24 protein-coding genes and 1 pseudogene are annotated in these 19674 nt (G+C 51.6%); 13 read left to right on the top strand and 12 right to left on the bottom strand.

What is annotated here, in order from left to right; genetic code table 11:
• Positions 1-477: 477 nt before the first annotated feature.
• The 5 genes from ETC00_RS09240 to ETC00_RS09220 all read right to left on the bottom strand — a co-directional run bounded on the left by ETC00_RS09240 (position 478) and on the right by ETC00_RS09220 (position 3069).
• Entirely contained in the window at positions 478-963 is a 486-nt protein-coding gene (locus ETC00_RS09240; protein WP_253264273.1) for a ribonucleoside-triphosphate reductase, read from the bottom strand.
• Between the two features lie 180 nt (positions 964-1143).
• The gene (locus ETC00_RS09235) at positions 1144-1524 is read right to left on the bottom strand and encodes a hypothetical protein (RefSeq protein ID WP_171565697.1); all 381 of its coding nucleotides are present in this window, start codon (positions 1522-1524) and stop codon (positions 1144-1146) included.
• Positions 1484-2281 (bottom strand): DUF817 domain-containing protein, encoded by a 798-nt coding sequence (locus tag ETC00_RS09230; protein ID WP_171565710.1) that lies wholly within the window; start codon positions 2279-2281, stop codon positions 1484-1486. The genes ETC00_RS09235 and ETC00_RS09230 overlap by 41 nt, the downstream gene beginning before the upstream one ends.
• Before the next feature lie 79 nt (positions 2282-2360).
• On the bottom strand, positions 2361-2576 hold the full coding sequence (locus ETC00_RS09225; protein ID WP_171565696.1) for a helix-turn-helix domain-containing protein: 216 nt from the start codon (positions 2574-2576) through the stop codon (positions 2361-2363).
• Positions 2577-2586: 10 nt separating this feature from the next.
• On the bottom strand, positions 2587-3069 hold the full coding sequence (locus ETC00_RS09220) for a DUF2975 domain-containing protein (RefSeq protein ID WP_171565695.1): 483 nt from the start codon (positions 3067-3069) through the stop codon (positions 2587-2589).
• Between the two features lie 418 nt (positions 3070-3487).
• Between ETC00_RS09220 and ETC00_RS09215 the strand changes: the two genes are divergently transcribed.
• The 3 genes and pseudogenes from ETC00_RS09215 to ETC00_RS09205 form a co-directional block, all read left to right on the top strand.
• Positions 3488-4522 carry a TIR domain-containing protein gene (locus ETC00_RS09215; RefSeq protein WP_171565694.1) on the top strand — a complete coding sequence of 345 codons (1035 nt, stop codon included), beginning with the start codon at positions 3488-3490 and terminating at the stop codon, positions 4520-4522.
• Positions 4491-4757 (top strand): hypothetical protein, encoded by a 267-nt coding sequence (locus ETC00_RS09210; protein ID WP_171565693.1) that lies wholly within the window; start codon positions 4491-4493, stop codon positions 4755-4757. Before ETC00_RS09215 ends, ETC00_RS09210 begins: the two co-directional genes overlap by 32 nt.
• A 202-nt stretch (positions 4758-4959) precedes the next feature.
• A pseudogene (locus ETC00_RS09205) lies at positions 4960-5133 on the top strand (low molecular weight phosphatase family protein); the annotation flags it as partial.
• A gap of 64 nt (positions 5134-5197) precedes the next feature.
• Here the strand turns inward: ETC00_RS09205 and ETC00_RS09200 are convergent.
• Entirely contained in the window at positions 5198-6244 is a 1047-nt protein-coding gene (locus ETC00_RS09200; RefSeq protein WP_171565692.1) for a flavin-containing monooxygenase, read from the bottom strand.
• Between the two features lie 178 nt (positions 6245-6422).
• Between ETC00_RS09200 and ETC00_RS09195 the strand changes: the two genes are divergently transcribed.
• The 3 genes from ETC00_RS09195 to ETC00_RS09185 all read left to right on the top strand — a co-directional run bounded on the left by ETC00_RS09195 (position 6423) and on the right by ETC00_RS09185 (position 8435).
• Positions 6423-6872: a MarR family winged helix-turn-helix transcriptional regulator gene (locus ETC00_RS09195; RefSeq protein ID WP_171565691.1), complete on the top strand. Its 450-nt coding sequence runs from the start codon at positions 6423-6425 to the stop codon at positions 6870-6872.
• Positions 6873-6981: 109 nt separating this feature from the next.
• Positions 6982-7794: a permease gene (locus ETC00_RS09190; protein WP_253264272.1), complete on the top strand. Its 813-nt coding sequence runs from the start codon at positions 6982-6984 to the stop codon at positions 7792-7794.
• Between the two features lie 149 nt (positions 7795-7943).
• On the top strand, positions 7944-8435 hold the full coding sequence (locus ETC00_RS09185; RefSeq protein WP_253264271.1) for an arsinothricin resistance N-acetyltransferase ArsN1 family A: 492 nt from the start codon (positions 7944-7946) through the stop codon (positions 8433-8435).
• A gap of 42 nt (positions 8436-8477) precedes the next feature.
• On the opposite strand, the gene ETC00_RS09180 is transcribed toward ETC00_RS09185, so the two are convergent.
• From ETC00_RS09180 to ETC00_RS09170, 3 genes are read right to left on the bottom strand one after another with little or no spacing between them, the layout of a single operon-like run.
• Entirely contained in the window at positions 8478-9245 is a 768-nt protein-coding gene (locus ETC00_RS09180) for an ABC transporter permease (protein WP_171565689.1), read from the bottom strand.
• Positions 9232-10029 carry an ABC transporter ATP-binding protein gene (locus ETC00_RS09175; protein ID WP_171565688.1) on the bottom strand — a complete coding sequence of 266 codons (798 nt, stop codon included), beginning with the start codon at positions 10027-10029 and terminating at the stop codon, positions 9232-9234. The genes ETC00_RS09180 and ETC00_RS09175 overlap by 14 nt, the downstream gene beginning before the upstream one ends.
• Positions 10030-10034: 5 nt before the next feature.
• A complete protein-coding gene (locus ETC00_RS09170; RefSeq protein ID WP_171565687.1) occupies positions 10035-11027 on the bottom strand; it encodes an ABC transporter substrate-binding protein in 993 nt (330 codons plus the stop codon).
• 134 nt (positions 11028-11161) lie between these two features.
• On the opposite strand from ETC00_RS09170, the gene rnz reads away from it, so the two are divergent.
• The 5 genes from rnz to ETC00_RS09145 all read left to right on the top strand — a co-directional run bounded on the left by rnz (position 11162) and on the right by ETC00_RS09145 (position 14469).
• Positions 11162-12139, top strand: coding sequence for a ribonuclease Z (rnz, locus tag ETC00_RS09165; RefSeq protein ID WP_171565686.1), 978 nt, complete (start codon positions 11162-11164; stop codon positions 12137-12139).
• 24 nt (positions 12140-12163) lie between these two features.
• A complete protein-coding gene (locus tag ETC00_RS09160) occupies positions 12164-12388 on the top strand; it encodes a hypothetical protein (RefSeq protein ID WP_171565685.1) in 225 nt (74 codons plus the stop codon).
• Between the two features lie 82 nt (positions 12389-12470).
• Positions 12471-13091: a YczE/YyaS/YitT family protein gene (locus tag ETC00_RS09155; RefSeq protein WP_171565709.1), complete on the top strand. Its 621-nt coding sequence runs from the start codon at positions 12471-12473 to the stop codon at positions 13089-13091.
• A 146-nt stretch (positions 13092-13237) separates the two neighbouring features.
• Positions 13238-13336, top strand: a complete 99-nt coding sequence (locus ETC00_RS09150; protein ID WP_029099369.1) for a YjcZ family sporulation protein — start codon at positions 13238-13240, stop codon at positions 13334-13336.
• Between the two features lie 209 nt (positions 13337-13545).
• Positions 13546-14469 (top strand): S8 family peptidase, encoded by a 924-nt coding sequence (locus tag ETC00_RS09145; protein ID WP_171565684.1) that lies wholly within the window; start codon positions 13546-13548, stop codon positions 14467-14469.
• Positions 14470-14558: 89 nt separating this feature from the next.
• On the opposite strand, the gene ETC00_RS09140 is transcribed toward ETC00_RS09145, so the two are convergent.
• A complete protein-coding gene (locus ETC00_RS09140; RefSeq protein WP_171565683.1) occupies positions 14559-14894 on the bottom strand; it encodes a hypothetical protein in 336 nt (111 codons plus the stop codon).
• A 63-nt stretch (positions 14895-14957) separates the two neighbouring features.
• On the opposite strand from ETC00_RS09140, the gene ETC00_RS09135 reads away from it, so the two are divergent.
• A complete protein-coding gene (locus ETC00_RS09135) occupies positions 14958-15413 on the top strand; it encodes a DUF188 domain-containing protein (protein ID WP_171565682.1) in 456 nt (151 codons plus the stop codon).
• Between the two features lie 59 nt (positions 15414-15472).
• Here ETC00_RS09135 and ETC00_RS09130 read toward each other — a convergent pair whose 3' ends face one another.
• Positions 15473-16363, bottom strand: a complete 891-nt coding sequence (locus tag ETC00_RS09130) for a LysR family transcriptional regulator (protein ID WP_171565681.1) — start codon at positions 16361-16363, stop codon at positions 15473-15475.
• 131 nt (positions 16364-16494) lie between these two features.
• On the opposite strand from ETC00_RS09130, the gene ETC00_RS09125 reads away from it, so the two are divergent.
• On the top strand, positions 16495-17712 hold the full coding sequence (locus tag ETC00_RS09125) for an MDR family MFS transporter (RefSeq protein WP_171565680.1): 1218 nt from the start codon (positions 16495-16497) through the stop codon (positions 17710-17712).
• A 376-nt stretch (positions 17713-18088) separates the two neighbouring features.
• Here ETC00_RS09125 and ETC00_RS09120 read toward each other — a convergent pair whose 3' ends face one another.
• Positions 18089-19492, bottom strand: coding sequence for an amino acid permease (locus ETC00_RS09120; protein WP_171565679.1), 1404 nt, complete (start codon positions 19490-19492; stop codon positions 18089-18091).
• Between the last annotated feature and the right edge of the window lie 182 nt (positions 19493-19674).

Below are 19674 nucleotides of genomic sequence, written 5' to 3'. Positions count from 1 at the left end.
GGGATGGGAACAACACAAGTGGGTAGTCTTGTCTATATTACCACCTAAGAGGCATTTGAGTATTCTCTTTCTCTTACTGGGGAATTTTCGCTTGATTTTTTTGAGGAACTTTCTTTTGATCTTGACACAGTAACTGCACCGAAGACTAGAAAGGAATTGGAAGCGAAGTTTTTTATAGTCACCAAATCGAATCAGTATCTTGACACATTAGAGAAAGGTTATCTCAAGCACCCCATAGCCGATGTACAAAGGATTTTAGTTTCTGTGAAAAATAAGGACACGAATACCGCTTTGGTCGGCTATCGTTATACCAAGTTACCTAAACTGGACCGCGAGAGGATTTGGTGGTAATACATGAACATAATCCTCAAAAGAGCTATTAATATAATAGCTCTTTTTGTTTTGGTCATTGGCAACAATCAGAAAAGGGGCGACCAGCAAACGGCCAGCGCCCCTTCCTTTCCTGATGAAGCTCCCCTAATACCTTTCAAGTATGGAGTTGAGTACAGACACTCCGTGTTCCAGGAGGTGATATCTTTTTTGTTCTTTGATTCGGGGGTTAATGTGCGCAATCTCCTGTAAATGATTCTGCAAGGTTGTTACGAGATCACGAGCGAATGTCAGTTTGTCGTAAAAAAGAAAGTGTTCTACCTGATCATTTGTAACATTTACGGCTTCGATTTTGATTTCAGGTCCTTTCATATGAAAATAGTAATCGTGAACAGAACCAAAGCCGAGAATATGAAATGTCTGTTTATCTTTATTGGTGAGCATGTTAATTATGCCATCGGTCATGCTTATCAACGCTGTGCCGTAAAGAGTAGCGGTATTGATGGTCAGTTGTTCGCTGCCATTATCAACAGTCATGTACATCTCACAACTAAAAAAACTATCAAGATCGCCGCTTTTAAGTGTTTCTTTCCAATCGCCGTCCCCGTCTACCAATACAATTTTTAGAGACATAGCTCTCGCCTCGCTTCCTTTTTTTTTTTGTTACTACGCTACTTCCTTTTGTTGGGTAGGAGGTTCGGATAATCCCATTTTCATTTATAACAGTGAGCATTTCACTAATACCATATTTATTAGGATTATATACATACACTATTGTTCCATCGGAATGTTTTGTCTTAACTTTCCCTTTTTCTACACTTTACTTTCCATGATTAAATTTTTAATCTCTCCTTCGCCCATATGTTTTGGAAACAATGTCTTGCCTGATTTTCCGGTTATGTGATTTTCTACAATATGCTTCCATCCATTACTAGAGGTTCCTTCCATTAAAACAGCCTTGCTATTATGCTTTAAAACCTTTCCCATTCCTGCTACTGCATCTGCAATGTCGCCTTTACCGTATTTCTGCAGCAAATTAAAAAGTTTGCCTGCTTTCGTTACTTTTCCAGCAGGAAAGAGCGATACGAGTGAGAGAATCTCGAAGTACAAAAAGAGGATGAGGAGCAAATGCGCTCTCTCATCCTCTTTTCGCTTACATCTCCTGACGAGTGGGGGTGCCGCTGTCTTTTCCATTCTCAGTTCGCTTTTCCTTGATTTGTTTCAACGAGGCGACGATTAGAAAGCTGACGATGACAAGCAGAACCCAGGAACTGACCTTACCTACATGGACGAGACGCCAGCTGTCGGCTTGATTCGGGTATTCCCACGCGCTAAAAAAGGTGGCGACGTTCTCCGCAATCCAGATGAAGAAGCCGATCAGCACGAAGGAGAGGATAAGCGGCATCCGGTAGCGATGACGGCCGACCTCATAGGTAACCCAGGTTCGGCTAAAGACGACCAGCACCAAGCCAGCCAGCCACCAGCGAATGTCAACCCAAAAATGGTGGGTGAAGAAATTCAGGTAGATTGCAGCGGCAAGCGGGGCAACCAACCAGAGAGAAGGCCAACGAACCAGTTCTACCTTCAGGCGTCGCCAGGCCTGGCACAGGTAGCTGGCCACGCTGGCATACATAAATCCGCTGTAGAGAGGGACTCCGTACACCTTCGTCCAGCCTTCTTCCGGGTACGACCAGGACCCCATGCGCACCTTGAACAGTTCCAGCGCCAAACCGATCAAGTGGAAGACGGTGATCACCTTCAGCTCGTCGCGTGTTTCCAGACCGGAGCGCAGCATCCATACCTGCATGGCCAGGCAGATGATTAGCAGCCAGTCGTAACGGGGCAGCCAGGGAAGGTGAATGAACTTTGTCAGAGCCAGTGAGGCAAAGATGACCACAGGAAAGACACAGGACAGCGCCTGCTGCCAGCCGAAGCGTACCAGCTGCTGCATGGCATGGAATAATCGTCGTTTCAAATTGTTCACCTTCTACGCAGATTCACAAACGGTTATGTTGATTCTCTTTAGAACCTTACGTGTTTTCGTCGCTTTTATACTCTAAAATGTCTCCAGGCTGACAATCCAACGCCTTGCAAATCGCATCCAAAGTTGATAATCGAATTGCTTTTGCCTTTCCGTTTTTCAATATGGAAAGATTGGCCATTGTAATTCCGATCTTTTCCGATAGTTCTGTAACGCTCATTTTCCGCTTGGCCAGCATCACGTCAATATTGATAATAATCGCCACGTTACTCACCTCAGACCGTCAAATCATTTTCTGCTTTGATTTCGATAGCCTCCTGCAACAGCTTTTGGAGAACCGCAGCAAAAACGCCGATCACCATGGAGGCAAATATCAGGACCAATCCGATGACGATGATGCCTGGGGCGTCGTCAGCTTCAGCCATCAGATAGAGAAGCGGCATGCCTGCCATGTACAAAATACTGATGGTAATGGCACAGTATTTGATTTTCTGTAAAGCGACTACAGATAATTCTGAGAAGGCTTTATTTTGGTCAATATAGCTTAAAAGTTTAAACGCTTGATACAGCGCAACGTAAAAAGGGATCGCTGTTGCATACAAAAGGATAAAAACGAGATATTTCATCATCGCGATATTCGGATACAATTCAGCTGCGTAATTGGCGATCTCAGGCACCAAAAACAGGCACATGGCGAGAACTGGCATTCCAATCAGAATAACAGCTCCCTTTAAAAAGAGTGTTGTTCCTCGTCTCATAAAAAACCCCTCACTTTGCTGAATTCGCTTTGACTTTACCACTCAATTTATCGTTTTTCAATAAAAAAATGCCGTAAAAAGATATATTTTTGTTGTTTTTTTGTGGAACAAGGCGTTCCCGCGCTTACAAATACGGAAGCAGCCATTGAATCGTTACCTCCAATGGCTCTTTATCCCGATAGTAAAAAGAACCAAAACGCATAGCAGTTGTCTGGCAATGTTCTGCATCCAATATGCGAAAATGGAAAGAGGTGGAAATGCCTTGGGGTAAGAGCGTGGTTTTTGAAGCTGACACAGTGGAGGAAAAGAATCGGCACGAAAAAGGTATACGGATGGCGAACGGCTGAATAATGTAGAAAATAGACGGAAATTTACCAATTGAGATGACGTTCATTTTCGGTGTGAGAGGGGGCGTACCATGAATGTTGCGGTAAAACCCAGAGTTTTCATTGGCTCTTCCGCAGAGGGACACCGACTGGCACGAGCGCTCCATGCTTCACTGACACATGAAGCCCAGGTCACAATCTGGTCACATGGGATATTTCAACTAAATCAAACAGCGTTACAAAGTCTGTTGAATCACCTCGATGCGACAGATTTTGCCGTATTTATTTTCTCTCCGGACGATCGTACATATCTGCGGGGGGCGGAACTGACAGCAGCACGGGACAATGTGATTTTTGAACTTGGACTTTCCATTGGAAAACTTGGTGCTGACCGTGCTTTCTTCGTCAAGCCAAGAGGACTTGCAGACTTCCGCATTCCCACGGACTTGTTTGGCATTACTCCAGGTGAATACGAGATTGATCGAGACGACGATAACGCAATGTCAGCCGTCAGTGTGTTTGCCTATCAACTCAGTGAAATTATCAACAGGCTCGGCCGCAGACAGGATTCGCGTGATATAATGGAAAAAAACAAACGCCTCACCGCTCAAGTCAATTTTCTTTACTCGTTGGTAAAACACAGCAATCACACGGCGATTAAATACAATCGGGTCATGGAGAACTTTCTTGGTTCCTGTTCAACTCCCGACGGATTCAGCCCATCAGCGGCAACTCTATTTTCCCTCGTTGAAGATGAACTGGTACAAATCGGTCACGCCAGAGACGTAGATGAAGGAAAACGGTACAGCTTGGATCATAATGAGAGGTTCCCGGAGGATAAGAGTTGGGTTGTTGAGTCCTTCTTGTCCAACAAATCCATCATGGCTTTTAAAGAACAAAATACGGTTCGCGGTGAATACGAATATATCATCTGTATTCCGATTGCAAAAACGTTTGTGGTGACCGTCCATTTGCTTATCAATAGACAAGTGCCTGAAGAACGATACGATGCGCTGCTGGAACAGTTTATTGAAAAGGAAAACCAAGCAATCCTCAGTTCGTTAAATACGTTTCTGGAAAGGGGAGTTGAAGCATATGTTGAACAACAACCCGCGCAAATTTACTAAGATTGGCAGAAAGGTCAGAGCGTTCGTCGTTCATTCACCATCCGACTTTGCGATTACATTAAAAAGAAAAGCTGCGGTCCAGGCTGCCATGGAGGCCAGGAAAAAATATGCGAAACCCGATGAAAAGCTGTTTCAAGAAATTTACGCTGACGGTCCGAGTGTTACCAAGAATGATGACCATGTTCGAATTGTAGCAACGCGCAATGTTCATTTTGACGAACCGATGTTTGGATAAACAGGGGGCGACGAGCCTCCTTCATTTTTTAGGGGTGTTCGGGATTCATTCGGGTGCAGCGTTTGCAGCCATTATCGGTCCCTTGGCAGAAGTGTCAGTCATGATTGAAGTAGTAAACGTTACGCTTTGGTTTCATAAGAGATATTTCAACAATACAAACAATACAAAAGGAGAATAGATCATGGATAAAAAACCACTCGTGTATGCAGATGAACATTGCCCTGTTATTTCCAATAAAAACATCGTGAAATGGCATTGGGGTTTTGACAATCCTGCGAAAGCAACAGGAACCGAACAAGAAATTATGACTCGATACCGTACTGTACGTGATTCCATCAAAGCTCGCATTGAAAAATTTCTTGCTGAAGGTATCTAGGAAGTAGGGGCATTCGTAAACGACCATGCGATTCATGGTCGTTTACTTTAGAAAGAACATATAGCTAGGTATTCCTCATATGATTGATCACATATTTCGCATCTTTCCCAACCCCACGAAGTGTCGCTGATGCCAAAGAGCGTTGCCAAGGGAGTCCAACATAATACAGACCTTTTACAGTTGTACTGACGCCCTTATGATGCAAAGGGGAGCCATCTTTGTCCAAAGCATGAAGAGAGGAAAGGTAATTGACGTTCGGACGATAACCGGTGGCGAAGATGACGGTATCAACATGTTCTTCCGTACCGTCTGACCAAATAACGCCATCTTTCGTAAATTGGACAAACATCTCCTTCCGACTTGGCTTTTGATTCTCGATGGCTTTCTGGTATTTCCCCGTATCCAGGACACCCTCTGGTTTTGACTGAAGCAGCCATTTTCCAAAACCAGTTTGGTCGATCCCAAGCACCGTGACCCAGAAATGAACATCCTTACCGATAATTACCTGTGGCTTAAAGAGAATGGGCGAGCGTGTGGCAATGGTAACGTCTGCATGTGCTGCCAACTCGACTGCAATTTGGACCGCTGAGTTACCTGCCCCGACCACTACAATTCGTTGGTTTTGAAAGGGAAAGGGGTTTTTATAATCCTTGGAATGAAGAGTGGTCCCCTGAAAATGTTCAATCCCAAGAATATGAGGGATAAATGGACGACTAAATCCGCCCGTAGCAGCGATTACATTTTTTGCTTGGAATAATTCCCCCGATCCAGTTGCGAGCAAAAACAAATGTTTCTCCTTTTGAATATCAGTAACTGAGGTATTGGTCCGAATAGGCAAGTTAAAATATTGGGCGTAATGTATCAAATACGATACGACTTCATCTCGGACAGGATAGCGAGTGGGATCTCCTGGAAACGGCAGCCCGGGAAGGGAGGAGTAGCGAGCAGGGGAGAACAAGGTAAGGCTGTCATAATACTGTGGCCATGAGCCTGCAGGTTTATCAGCAGCTTCGAGAATAAGAAAATTAAGCTGCTGTTGTTGAAGGTGATAACCAGCCGCTAAACCAGCCTGACCGGCACCGATGACAATACAATCATAAATAGGGGGCACCTTAATCATTCCTTTCGCAAAATCGGATTATAACGATGTGATTTTTAGAAAAATATTATTAGTGTTCACTTACAACAATTGCGTATATAGGTACCAATTAATCTCTACATAAAGAATTTATAAAAATAACTTGCTAATTGCAAGTAATTCGTGTATAAATGGGTAAAGAGGTGAGGAAATGGATAATATACGTGAAATTTTACAGACGATGACTCGGCGTATTGGACTTCTAAATAAAAACTGTTGTTCAGTAGATGGAATTGACATATCGGTTGTGCAAAGCCACATCATATACGAAATCAACCGGAACCATCAGCCGTCCATGCAACAAATTGCTGAGATTTTAGGAATGGATGTCACGACATTCAGCCGCCAGGTTCAAGCATTGGTTGAAGCAGAACTCGTAAAAAAGACTCCGTATGCAGAAGACCGCAGGGTGCATATCCTTTCCTTAACGGAAAAAGGGAAACGCATTCATGATTATATTGATAGGCTAATGTGCTCGTATTATGAGGATATCTTTTCTCATATGAGCCAATTTGAAAAAGAAACGGTGATTCGTTCCCTACAATTGTTGAATCAAGCGATGGCTAGAACCAAGCAATGCTGCAATCCCATGGGTGATTAAACCCACTTTTCTTTCTAAAATACTTGTAAAATGCAAATAAATAGGGGTGGTGAACATGTGGCGCGAAGTTCTGGACAGTTTTTTATAGATCGCATTAGAGTTAACGGTATTGTTTATTGTGATCTCGTTTGCCATCAGTTTTCTCCAGAGCTTTATCCCTTATAAAAAGCTTGAAAATTTTTTGGCGGGGAAAAACACAGCCCTGGGTGCCTTTATGGTATTGGTATTCGCGTTCGTTACACCATTTTGCTCTTGCTCAACCATACCGGTGGTTGTGAACTTGTTAAACAAAAAAATCCGTTTCGGGATTGTGATGGTGTTCCTTTTCGCATCACCGGTGTTAGACCCAACTATAATTACCCTCATGGGAACAATGCTCGGGGTAAAAGTAGCGATTGCCTATACTGTCATTACTTCCGTGTTATCGGTGATCATCGGGTTTACCCTGGAACGATTAGGGTTTGAAACACAAGTTAAACAAGTTGTCATGACTGGATACAACGAGTCAAGCAAGTCCTTTAGCCTGAAAGCTGCCTTCGCCGAAACATTGGGACTGATAAAATCGGTTTATCCTTATCTCATTATTGGTGCTGCGATTGGATCTGTCATTCATGGTGCTGTACCTACCGAATGGATTACGACCTATATAGGTGGAGATAAGTGGTGGATGGTGCCAATCGCAGCCATTATTGGTATTCCGCTCTATATTCGACTCTCGACAATGATCCCCATTTCGCAAATTTTGATTGCAAAAGGAATGGCTCTTGGTCCAGTAATGGCGCTTATGATCAGTTCTGCGGGAGCAAGCTTGCCAGAGTTAACACTGCTTCACTCTATTTTTAAAAAGCGATTAGTTGGAGCGTTTGTTGTATCTGTGTTCACCATGTCCACCATGTCTGGATTTTTATTCTATATTATCTGAGGAGGAATATAACATGGGATTCTTGAAAGGTTTGTTTGGAAAAAAAGAGGGTTCTTGTTGCAAGGTAAAAATCGAAGAGGTCAAGGATACAAAAGATTCTGTTTGCAGCCCAAATGAGTCGGAGGACTGTGAAAAGGGGGATTCCGGTCATGAACCTTTGCATTCGAGCTGCAAGTGCGGCAGATCTTGAATCAATCCTCACGATCTACAATCAAGGGATTGCTGACCGAATCGCGACCTTGGAATCAGAAGAGAAGGACTACACGTACATCAAAAAGTGGTTTGATGAACATCAGGGGCGATACGCCGTTCTTGTCGCAGAGATGAATGGTGCCGTCATTGGATGGGCTTCTCTTAACCGTTATTCGAATCGATGTGCCTATGACGGCGTCGCTGACTTATCAATCTATATTGAGCGGTCTTACCGAGGAAAAGGCGTCGGGAAGGTACTGTTAAACAGGCTTGAGGAGGTAGCGCGCGTCCAGAAATTTCACAAAATCGTGTTGTTTACCTTTCCGTTTAACGGACTTGGCCAAGGTCTTTACAGAAAATGCGGGTACCGTGTAGTCGGTGTGTTTCACAACCAAGGTATATTGGATGGAAACTTTGTTGATGTGATGGCCATGGAAAAAATTCTTTGAGAGGATGGGGAGACATTCCTTGGACAGAAGGGCTGATAATGCTTACCTGGAGGGGACACCAGCGCGTAAGTGTAATTTAGGTATTTTCATTACCTTCATGAGGGTAAAATTAAACACCTGAAAGCCGTAGATGATCAGATAGCCCAGCCCTTTTTGTGAGACGAGAAATTCGCCGACGATCACGCCCACCCAGGAGAGGCCGACGTTTACCTTGAGCGTGGAGAGAATTGTCGGAATCGTGGCGGGCAGGATCACCATCGTAAAGGTTTGCCGCTTGTTGGCGCCCAGCGTCTGGACTACCTTGACATAATTGGGATTCACTTCTTTGAAGCTGGTGTAGATCACGATCGTGGTAATGATGACGGAGATGGCGCAGCCCATCGCGATTACGGAGACCAGGCCGGGCCCCAGACCGACGATGAAGACGGGGCCGAGTGCCACCTTGGGCATGCTGTTGCCGACCACGAGATACGGCTCCAGCACCCGGGAGAGAAAGGGGGACCACCAGATCAGTGTGGCGAGCAGCGTGCCGAGCAGCGTGCCCAGCAGGAAGCCGACAACGGTCTCTCCCACGGTTATCGCTACGTGCGGCAGCAGGCTGCCGTCCAGGATCATCGACCAGAACAACTGCCACATTTTGGACGGGTAGCTGAAGATCAGCACGTTGATGGCGTTGGCACGGGCGAGCCCTTCCCAGATGCCGATGAACAGCAGAAACAGGGCCAGTTGGGTGGCGACGACCAGGCAGCGCTGTTTCGCCATCCGTCGCAAATGGTTGCGGTGGATCGCCTCAATCTCATGTGGCTGCATCGGTCACCACCTCCATCTCTTTCCACACCTGGTGAAACAATTCGTGAAACCCGGGACGATTGCGGGCGTCAAACGGCAGCGCATCGCGGATTGCTGGCGGCACGGCCACTTCGCTTCGGATGCGTCCGGGATTGCGCGCCAGGATGTACACCCGGTCGCCCATCGCAATTGACTCGGACAGGTCGTGCGTCACCAGTACGGCCGTTTTTTTGTGGCGGCGCAGCGTGGAGAAAATCAGGTCCTCCAGCTTCAGTTTGGTCTGGTAGTCCAGCGCCGAAAACGGTTCATCCAGCAGCAGGATGTCAGGCTGGCAGGCGAGTGTGCGTACCAGCGCCACCCGCTGCCTCATCCCCCCGGAAAGCTGTGCCGGATACGCCTTGCGCACGTCGGCCAGTTCCATTTCCTCCAGCAGGTGCAGGGCGTACGCTTCCGTCTCCCGGCTGCGGATGCCTTGTATGTCCAGGCCGAGGAAGATGTTTTCCTCGATCGTGCGCCAGTTGAACAGAAAATCCTGCTGCAGCATGTAGCCCACCTGGCGGGAAGTGCCCTCCACCGGCCGTCCATCAATCAGAATCTTGCCTGCCGTCGGTTTTTCCAGCCCGGCGATCAGGGAGAGCAGTGTCGTTTTGCCGCAGCCGCTGGGGCCGATCAGGCAGATGAACTCGCCTTCCGCCACGCGCAGGTTGATGTCTTTGACCGCCATGAACGCGCGAGTGGTCGTGACGTAGAGATGGGTGACGTGACGCAGCTCGATTTTGGCCGGTTCAGAAAGAAGCTGGTTCATATCGCTTACTTCCCTTCCTTGGCGGTTTTGGCAAACGTGGTGTTGACCAGCTTGGCGTAATCGACGCGCTGTTTCAGTTCACCTGCCTGGTCCATGATCTCCTGCAGGAGGTTCCACTCAGATTCGTCGAGAATCGGGTCGGTGGCGTACGAGCCTTGCTCCAGATAGCGTTTGACAGAGCTTTCCAGAATCTCCGGACTGACCTCCTGGAAGTAGGGTGCGATCACCTGGGCGGTCTCTTTGGGAGAGTGGCTGGCCACCCATTGTTGCCCTTTGTAGATGGCATTGGTAAACTTTTGGATAGCGGCTTTCTGCTTCTCGAGATAGCTTTGTTTGGCCATGTACGCGGTGTAGGGAACCGTGCCGCTTTCCTGGCCGAACGAAGCGACGACGTACCCGATGCCGTCTGCCTCGAATTGGGACGCCTGCGGCTCGAACAGCTGGACGTACTCTCCCGTCCCCGAGGCAAAAGCGGACGCGACGTTTTTGAATTCAATGTTTTGAATCAACTGCAGGTCGTTGTGCGGGTCAATGCCGTGCTTTTTCAGCACGTACTCGCCGACCATCTGCGGCATGCCGCCTTTTCGCTGGCCGAGAAAAACGCTGCCCTTCAGTTGGTCGAAGCTGAAGTGTTCCACTTTTTGGCGCGAGACGAGGAAGGTGCCGTCCGTCTGCGTCAATTGGGCAAAGGTGATAACCGGATCGGCCGCTCCCTGCTGGGCGACGTAAATGCTCGTCTCCGAACCGACCAGCGCCACGTCAATGCCGCCGGAAAGCAGGGCGGTCATGGTTTTGTCGCCGCCCCACGTGGTGGTCAGTTCCACGTCGAGCCCTTCTTCCTTGAAGAAGCCCTTTTCCAGCGCGACGTACTGGGGGGCGTAAAAGATCGATCGGGTTACTTCCCCGATCCGTATTTTTTCCGGGGCGTCGGCACAGCCGGTCAACAGCGCCGTCAGCGCCAGTCCGGCGGCAAGCCCCAGAGAGAGCAGTCGCTTCATCATCATCCCTCCTGACAAGGCAAGTGCCTGAACAATCTGCTTGATGTAGGGTATGCGCCCTCGGAAAAAAGGGTGAATGCCCAGCAACCTGACAGGCACCTGAACGTCAGAATGAAAAGGAGACCACTCGCAGCATGATCATTACCTTTCTGGGAACCGGATCGGGTGCTCCGTCGACGCGTCGAAACGTCAGCGGGATCGCCCTCCGCTTTATTCAAACAGGCAAGTGGTGGCTGTTTGACTGCGGTGAGGGCACACAGCACCAGATTTTGCGTTCCCCGCTAAAAGTAAGTCAATTGGAAAAAATCTTCATTACCCACCTGCACGGGGATCACCTGTACGGCTTGATCGGCCTGTTGGCCAGCCGCTCGCTGCGCAACGACGAAGCATCGGCGGTGGAACTGTACGGGCCGCCGGGCGTGGACCGCTACATCCAGGCGGTGATGGACGTAAGTCCCGTCCATCTGCATTACCCGCTTCATGTGCACATCGTCGAGGAAGGCACCATCTGGGAAAACGAAGCGTTCACGGTGTCCTGCCGCCGGGTGCAGCACCGGGTGCCGGCGTACGCCTATGCGGTGGTGGAAAAGGATCGCCCCGGCGCGTTTCTGGCGGACGCAGCCGAACAGGCGGGCATCCCGCAGGGGCCGCTGTACGGGGCGTTGAAGCGGGGGGAGCGGATCACCCTGCCAGACGGTCGTGTCTTTGACGGCCGCGATTTTGTCGGACCAGTCCAGCCGGGGCGCAAAGTGGTCTACAGCGGAGACACCCAGCCGTGCCGCGCCGTCCGGGAATTGGCGGCCGGTGCTGACCTGCTGATTCACGAGGCGACGTACGCCTACCGGGACAAGGAGCTGGCCGTGCGCAGCGGCCACTCCACGGCGCGGGAAGCGGCCCTTCTGGCCCGGGAAGCGGGGGTGAAGGCGCTCTGCCTCACCCACTTCAGCCCGCGCTATGAAAATGAAGACGGGGACCTGACAATGGCCGATCTCTTGGCGGAGGCCAGGGACGTCTTTCCCAATACGACGTTGGCGGAAGATCTGGCCAGCCTACCTGTAAAACGAGTGCGCGGCGGAGTGGGCGAAACGGCGAATCCCTGCTATAATGAATGATCATCATCAGGAAAGAGGGAGAGCATGAAACGGGTTACCTTTGCTACCCCGGAAGAACTGCGGGAACACTGTCTGCGGGAGAACCTGTCCCTGATCGTGGAGTACCGTGACGAGGAAAACCGGCAGCGGCAGGTCGTCCTGGAGGGAGAGCGGCTGAACGAGCTGGAAACCTACATCAACCGCCCAAAAGCAGAGGCGTACTTCCGCAGTGCCGGGATCTTTCACGAAGTGGTGGCCGGTTGGCGCTAACCGGCAGAGAACAGAGAGAACGGAAAGGTGAACAGGAGTGTATGGGAAACGACTTGGCGGGCCGCTCGCGGTTCGCTACGCCATGTTTGTGCTGGGGCTGTTCATTGGCGCATTTGGCTGCGTACTGACGATCAAGGCACACCTGGGCGTCTCGCCCTGGGATGTGCTGCACATCGGTCTGCAAAAAACGTTTGGACTGACCATCGGCATCTGGACGCAAATCGTAGGGGTCATCGTCATCCTGCTTTCGTATGTGCTGGCTAAGATCAAGCCGACGTTTGGCATGTTTTTGAATATGGTCTGCTTTGGCAGTTTTCTCGACTTTTTTCTCTGGCTGGACATTGTCCCGACAGCCGAAACCATGCTGGAACAGTATCTGATGCTGCTCGCCGGTTTGCTGATAATGGCCGTCGGCATCGGGATGTACATCTCGCCGCGGCTGGGCGCTGGACCGCGCGACAGTTTCATGCTGGCGATGAACGAACGGATGGGCTGGAGCATTCAAAAGGTACGCATCGCCATCGAGGTAACCGTCCTGTTGGCGGGTGCGGCCCTGGGCGGACCGGTGTCGATCGGCACCGTGCTGATCGCGCTGTTGACCGGTCCGCTGATCCAGCGCACGATCCCCTTCTGGCAGACCGTCATGCAAAAACCGTACGGGATGGCGCCTGCCCCCCAATCCAAAAAGCCTGCAGCTTCTTGATGGAGCGCAGGCTTTTTTGGCGTTTGCGAGCGTCAGGCCAGCCAAATTGGACGGTGCTGAAATGCAGGACATGGGCGTCCGTCCAATCAATCCACCCGTTTGGCTCATACCGTATGAGTAGTTGCCAACAAAGGAGGGGAAGCGTAATGAGTAGCCTGTTTAACGGCGGTTTCTTTGACGATTTTGCCTTGGTGCTGGTGTTGTTCGTATTGCTGACGATCGTCGGGTGCGCCTGCGACAACTAATCCAGGCACAACTGGCGGGTATGAGCAAACAGGGAGCGGACACGCGCTCCCTTTTGCTTTGCGCTTTTGCGGTGACGCAGCGCGGCGGACAGTTTGAACTGCGCTCAGACAATCGCCCTTTTTCTCGCTCCTGTGTGAACACCCAACCCAAAAGGCAGCATCTGTACATAGGATGATGCAGACATTCGTCACGACAGGGAGGAATCCAGGTGAAGATTTTGACGTTTCATCATCAAGCGCCGTTTGCCGACATTTTGGCGGAGCTGAAGGCGAAGTTGAAGTTGGCTACCCGGGCGGCGAAACAGCCGTGGCGCTGCTTTGACGACGTCTCCTGCATGTGCGTTCGCGATGAACTTTTTGAGATGTACCAGGACCACTTTTTACGGCACAATCCGATCGTGGAAGAAAACGTGGTGGTCAGGGTGCACTCGCAAGAAGAGGTGCCCTGGGGCGTGAAGTATGTCGGGGCGGAACGGTTGTGGAAGAGAAGCAAGGGAGCCGGCGTGAAGATCGCCGTCATCGATACAGGGATAGACCGCAATCATTTCGAGCTGCGCAATCGAGTGAAGGGAGGCATCGAACTGGTCCGGGGCAAACGCAACGGGCACGGCACCCATGTGGCCGGCATCATCGTAGCGGAAATGAACAAGCGGGGGATAGTCGGGGTCTCCCCGGAGGCTGATCTCTACGATGTGCGCACGTTCCGGGAGGACGGCACAGCCAGGTTGGCCGACATCATGCGGGCCTTGAACTGGTCGATCAAAAACAACATGGAGATCATCAACATGAGCTTCGGCATGCCGCAGTACAGCGAAGCGCTGGCGCGGATTGTCAAAAAGGCGGCGGACCGGGGAATCGTCATGGTGGCGTCAGCCGGCAACAACGGGGGACAGGTGGAATACCCGGCCCGGTATCGGGAGGTAATCGGTGTCGGGGCAGTGGCGCAAAACGGCAAGCTGGCGGAATTCAGCTCGCGCGGCAAAGGAATGACGACGACGGCGCCGGGCGTGGACATTTTGTCCACCTGGCCGGGCAACAGCTTCAAAAAGCTGAACGGGACGTCGATGGCGGCGCCGCACGTGACCGGATTGATCGCGCTGCGCCTGGCGCGGAAAAAATCGGCCGCGAGTTGACCGGCCAACGCCTAATAAAACGTCTAAAAAAGAGAGGCAGGCGATTCTTTATCGCCTGCCCTTTTGTGCCGTCCCGTGTTTGCCTGCGGTTACTGGTGCGTTTTTGTTTCGTAGTCTTGTTGAACGCGAAACCATATATTAAGATCATTGATAATGCTGGCCAATTCGTGAATCTCGCTGTTCAATTCGCAGGAGCGGGCGAAGTTTTCTTCCTCAAACATCTGTTTTTGCTTTTCGATGATAATGGCTTCCAACTGAATGATGCGATCGGGAATGGTTGCGCGAATTTCTTCCCACTCCAGCAGCATGCTGGCCCGCTCTTCCGGCGAATACTCGTCCCAGTCGTGGTAGAGGACGGGAAGCCGAACGCCCAGCCGTTCGTCGTACTGAAATTGATAACGCAAAGCCCTTTCACTCCTCTCCATTCACATCATATCAAAAAAGGAGCCGCAGGGGGAGGGGCCATGCCTGCGAAGAGGTGAACCAATGTGACGACTGCAGTCAACGGGCGCGTGCTGATTGACGCCGACGCCTGTCCGCGAAGCGCGCTGGAGATTGCCCGGGCGCTGTGCAAGGAAAAAGGGTGGCGCTGTGTCACCTTTGCCAGCTACCATCACCAGATTCACGGTGAAGATCACGTTGTGGTGGACGCCGGCCCCCAGGCAGTGGACATGAGGCTGGCCAACGAAGCGAAGGCGGGCGACATCGTCGTCACCCAGGACATCGGACTGGCCGCACTCGTGCTGGGGAAACGGTCCAAGGCCGTGACACCGCACGGGTCCGTGTTTGATGCGGAACGGATCACGTTCCAATTGGAAGAACGAAACGAAAAAGCGCGCTTCCGCCGGGGAGGCGGGCGAACCCGCGGACCGTCTGCACGCACACAGCAGGACGATCAGCGGTTTGCGGCCGCACTGCGTGCGTTGATGGAGGAGGGTGAATGAGATTGCCTCGCCATATGGCCGATCCCCTGTGAGGAAGCCGGACGAAGGCGTCTGTCCTGTCACGCCCGCTCAGGCAAATAACCGAATTCCTGCATCAGGCCCAGCCATTTTTCCACGCTGGGCTTGTTCTTTTTGTCCCGGGGCAGGACGATGTAGGCGGACCGTTTGGGCGGTCTGTTGCCGACAATGGTGATTTCCTTCAGTGTTCCGTTGGCGAGGTCGGCCTGCACCGTCGAACGGGTCAGCAGGCTGACGCCCAGGCCTTCCTTTACCAGGTCGATGGCCAGTTCCGCCTTGTCCACGTGGAGTTTGGGGACAAAGCTGCGCGGCAGCGTCTGCCGCATCCACTGGTCAAACGGCGGCCCCCAATTCATGAAGAGCAAAGGGAGGTTGCGCAGTTCGCGAGCGTCCACATGTGGCGCTGTGATAATCGAGTCGTCCGGGGGACTGACCAGGACGATCTCGTCTTCCCAGGCGGGAATGACCTCAAAGTTGGGCAGAGACGGCGGCACGTAGACGATCCCGATTTGGATCACGTTGTCCAGGAGAAATTGGATTACGTCGGCGGAGTGCCCCGTCTTGGTGCTGATGGCAATGTGCGGATAGCGGTAGTGGTACTCCTTGAGTATCGGCTCCAGGATGGCGGTCCAGATTGAATTCAGGCTGCCGATGGAGAGGTAATCCTCGTACGGTTGGAGGGCAGCCACTTCGTTCAGCGCCTCGGTGGCGAGCTTCAGGATGCGTTCGGCGTACGGCAGCAGCGTCAAACCGGCCTGGGTGATCTTCACGCTGCGTTTGTCCCGGGTGAACAGCGGCTTGCCTACTTTTTCTTCCAGTTGTTTGATTCTCGTCGTAACGGTCGATTGGACAACGTGCAGCATTTCTGCCGCTTTTGTAAAGTTTTTCGTTTGCGCCACGGTATAAAAGGCACGTAACTGTTCGAAATCCATGCGCTGTGTTCCCTCTTATCACATTCTTTGATAACTCTGTGCAAAATTGTTCGTTTCTCAAATTATACCAGCTTTCGTAAGCTGGGAGTATCGCGAAATGTCAGACAGAAGACAGAGTGAGTGTGATAGAGATGAAGAGACGCGTGTGGAGGGAAACGCCGATTTCCGTCAAGCTGCTGCTGGTCACCTCGTTTTTGATGAACCTGGGGTTTTACGCGCTGATTCCATACCTGACCCTGTACTTGACAGGCAGCATCGGATGGACGGTGGCGATGGCTGGCCTCGTGCTTGGCGTGCGACAATTCTCGCAGCAGGGATTTGCCTTTCTCGGCGGGGTGGTGGCTGACACCTTTGGCTACAAGGGTACCATGGTATTGGGCCTGTTGATTCGCGCCGCAGGTTTTGCCCTGTTTGCGTTTTGTACAGCGCCGTGGGAGTTTTTTCTGGCGGCCGTTCTTTCCGGATTGGGCGGCTCGCTGTTTGAACCGGCCATGTCGGCCGCCTTTGCCGTGCTGACTCCCGATTCGATTCGCAAGGACGTGTTTGCCTTTCGCAACGTGCTGACCAACGTCGGCGTTGTCGGCTCCCAGGTCGTGGGGACCGCTTTGGCCGCCTTCGATTTTACGTACCTGTCGCTGTTTGCCGGGGCGATTTTTGCGGGAAACGGGCTGATCGCGCTGTTCCTGCTGCAGCCGATCGAAGTGAAGCACGAGCGGCACGGCATCTGGGCGAGCATGGCGCTGGTCGTACGGGACAGGCGCTTCGTCCGCTACACGTTGATCCTGATGGGCTACTACTACCTCAACATGCAGCTGTTTCTCACCATACCGCAACTTGCGCAGGACGTGACGCACAGCAAAACCGCCGTCGGCATCGTCTTGTCGTCCGTCTCCGTTTCCGTCATTTTGCTGCAGATGAAGGTCAGCCAGTGGCTGGAGGGATACCCGCAGCGCCTCACCCTGATTGGATTGGGCACATTTGTCATGGGATTCGGCTTGTTTTTGCTGGCGTTTGCTGATACGCTGTGGATGTTGGTCGCCGATGCACTCTTGTTCGCCCTGGGCACGATGATCGCCGTACCTCATATGATGGACATGGTGCAGCGTTTTGCGCCGCCCGAGCACGTCGGTGCCTACTACGGCTTCAATGGGTATTCGCTGGCGATCGGCGGTTCCGTGGGCCAGTTTGCCGGCGGTTGGGTGTATGATCTGGCACAGCGGCAGGAGATGCCCTGGCTGCCGTGGATGTTGTGCCTGTTTGTCGGCCTTTGGGTAGCCTGGAAGCTGTACCGGATGGAGCAGGAAATGGCTCAATCCAAAAGCGACTGTGTGAGGATGGCACGATCCTGAAAAATTTTTTGTGCTGACTTGAAACTTTTTCCAACTCCCGCTCGTATATAACGGTAGAGATGGTTGGCACAAGAGAAAGGGAGGGAATCACAAATGGATGACATGAAGAAACTGAAACGGATGCTGCTTGTAACCAGTTCCCTTGGGTTTGCCGTCTTTGCCATGGTGGTCATTACGGAGATCGTGCGCGTAGCCATGTAACACATGATTGCACGACGACTGCTAGCATGAATTGCTTGCGAAAACGAAAAGCTTGCGGTTCCTCACAGGCCGCAAGCTTTTCTTTGTGAATAGACGCGCAACACGAAATTGATTTGGTTTGGCTTGATGCGATCAGGAAATGGCCTGCGCCACCATCCAGCGGTGCATCCGCTTGTCAGGCAGCGTTTTGATCCGTCAAGCCGTTCTTTTTCTTGATCCGCAGTTGGTAGATGAGGATGCAGATCACGAGGAACGGAATCCCGCAGTACAGCGCGATCCGCTGCTCCGAATCGAATGCCAGGCTGATCAGAACCGTGATGTTGAGGATCAGCGAAATCATCGGAAGCACCGGGTAGAGCGGTGTCCGGAATTTCAGGTCCTGCAGCGAACCGCCGTTTCGCAGGTATTGGCGGCGGAATGCGATCTGGGACAGGGAGATGGAAATCCAGCCAACCTGTGCCCCGAGACCGGCGATGGACAGCAGGATCATAAACACGGTGTCTTCTGCGATGAAGCCGGACAAGAGCGACAGCAGGGAAATGGCGAAGGTGATCAGGAGCGCCTGCATCGGAATCCCCTTGTGGTTGACTGTCGCCAGTTTGTCACTGGCCATGCCGTCTTTGGACAGGGAGTAGAGCATCCGGGTGGCTGCGTAGAGTCCGGAGTTGGCCACGGACAACAGCGCTGTCAGCACGACGAAGTTCATGATGTCGGCCGCATACGGAATGCCGATGCTGTCGAAGACGACGACAAACGGACTTTCAATCACGCCCGCCTGCTGGTAGGGGATCATGCCGGCCAGGACGAAGATCGCCAGCACGAAAAAGACAAGCGTGCGCCAAACGGTGTTGCGAATCGATTGGGGAATCGTCTTTTCCGGCTCCTTGCTCTCGCCGGCGGCAATACCGATCAGTTCCGTTCCCTGGAATGAAAAGTTGACAGTGATCATCGTCAGCAAGAGACCGGTAATCCCGTTGGGCAGCAGCGGGCTGTCCAGGTAATGGGAGAGCATCGGAGCGGGTTGGCCGTTTTTCATGTCGATCAGGCCAAACATGGCGGCGCCACCCAGAATGATGAACAGGATGATAGCGCTTACCTTAATGCTCGAAAACCAGAATTCCGTCTCCCCGAACGCCCGTGCGGAAAGCGCATTTAATACGAACAGGACGGCACCGAATATCGCGCACCACATCCATACTGGTGAATCGGGAAACCAGCGCTGCATCAGCAGGCCCGAAGACAAAAGTTCCAGCGCAACCGTAACGGCCCAGCCCAACCAGTACAGCCAGCCGACGGCAAAGCCGAGCGACGGACTGACAAACCGGGTCAAGTAGGTCTGGAACGAACCGGACACCGGCATTGCCACGGCCAGCTCGCCCAGGCAGAGCATCGTCAGATACATGATCAGACCGCCAACCATGTAGGAGACAATCGTCCCGATCGGCCCCGCCTGGCTGATGGTGTAGCCGGAGCCCAGGAACAGGCCGGTTCCGATTACGCCGCCGAGCGAAATCATGAACAGGTGGCGGCTGCTCATCGCTCGGTTCAATTCGTTGTGGTGCTCTTTTCGTGATGTCATGTAACCCTCTCCTTCAGGAAATTCAGGAATGGTACAATCAGCCTTGTACAACCTGCGAGGACAAGTATTATGCAAGGAGTGTACCAAGTCGGAATTGTCATACGTTTGCGTACAATCGCAAAAATAGAGTCAGCTTGTGCAAACGTATTGGGCAATTAGCGCAAAAAAATTCGTCACTCGCC

The sequence above is a fragment of the Brevibacillus sp. MCWH genome, assembly GCF_013096935.1.
GTDB classification, from domain to species: domain Bacteria; phylum Bacillota; class Bacilli; order Brevibacillales; family Brevibacillaceae; genus Brevibacillus; species Brevibacillus aydinogluensis.
This window is presented reverse-complemented; position numbering and strand designations above follow the sequence as displayed.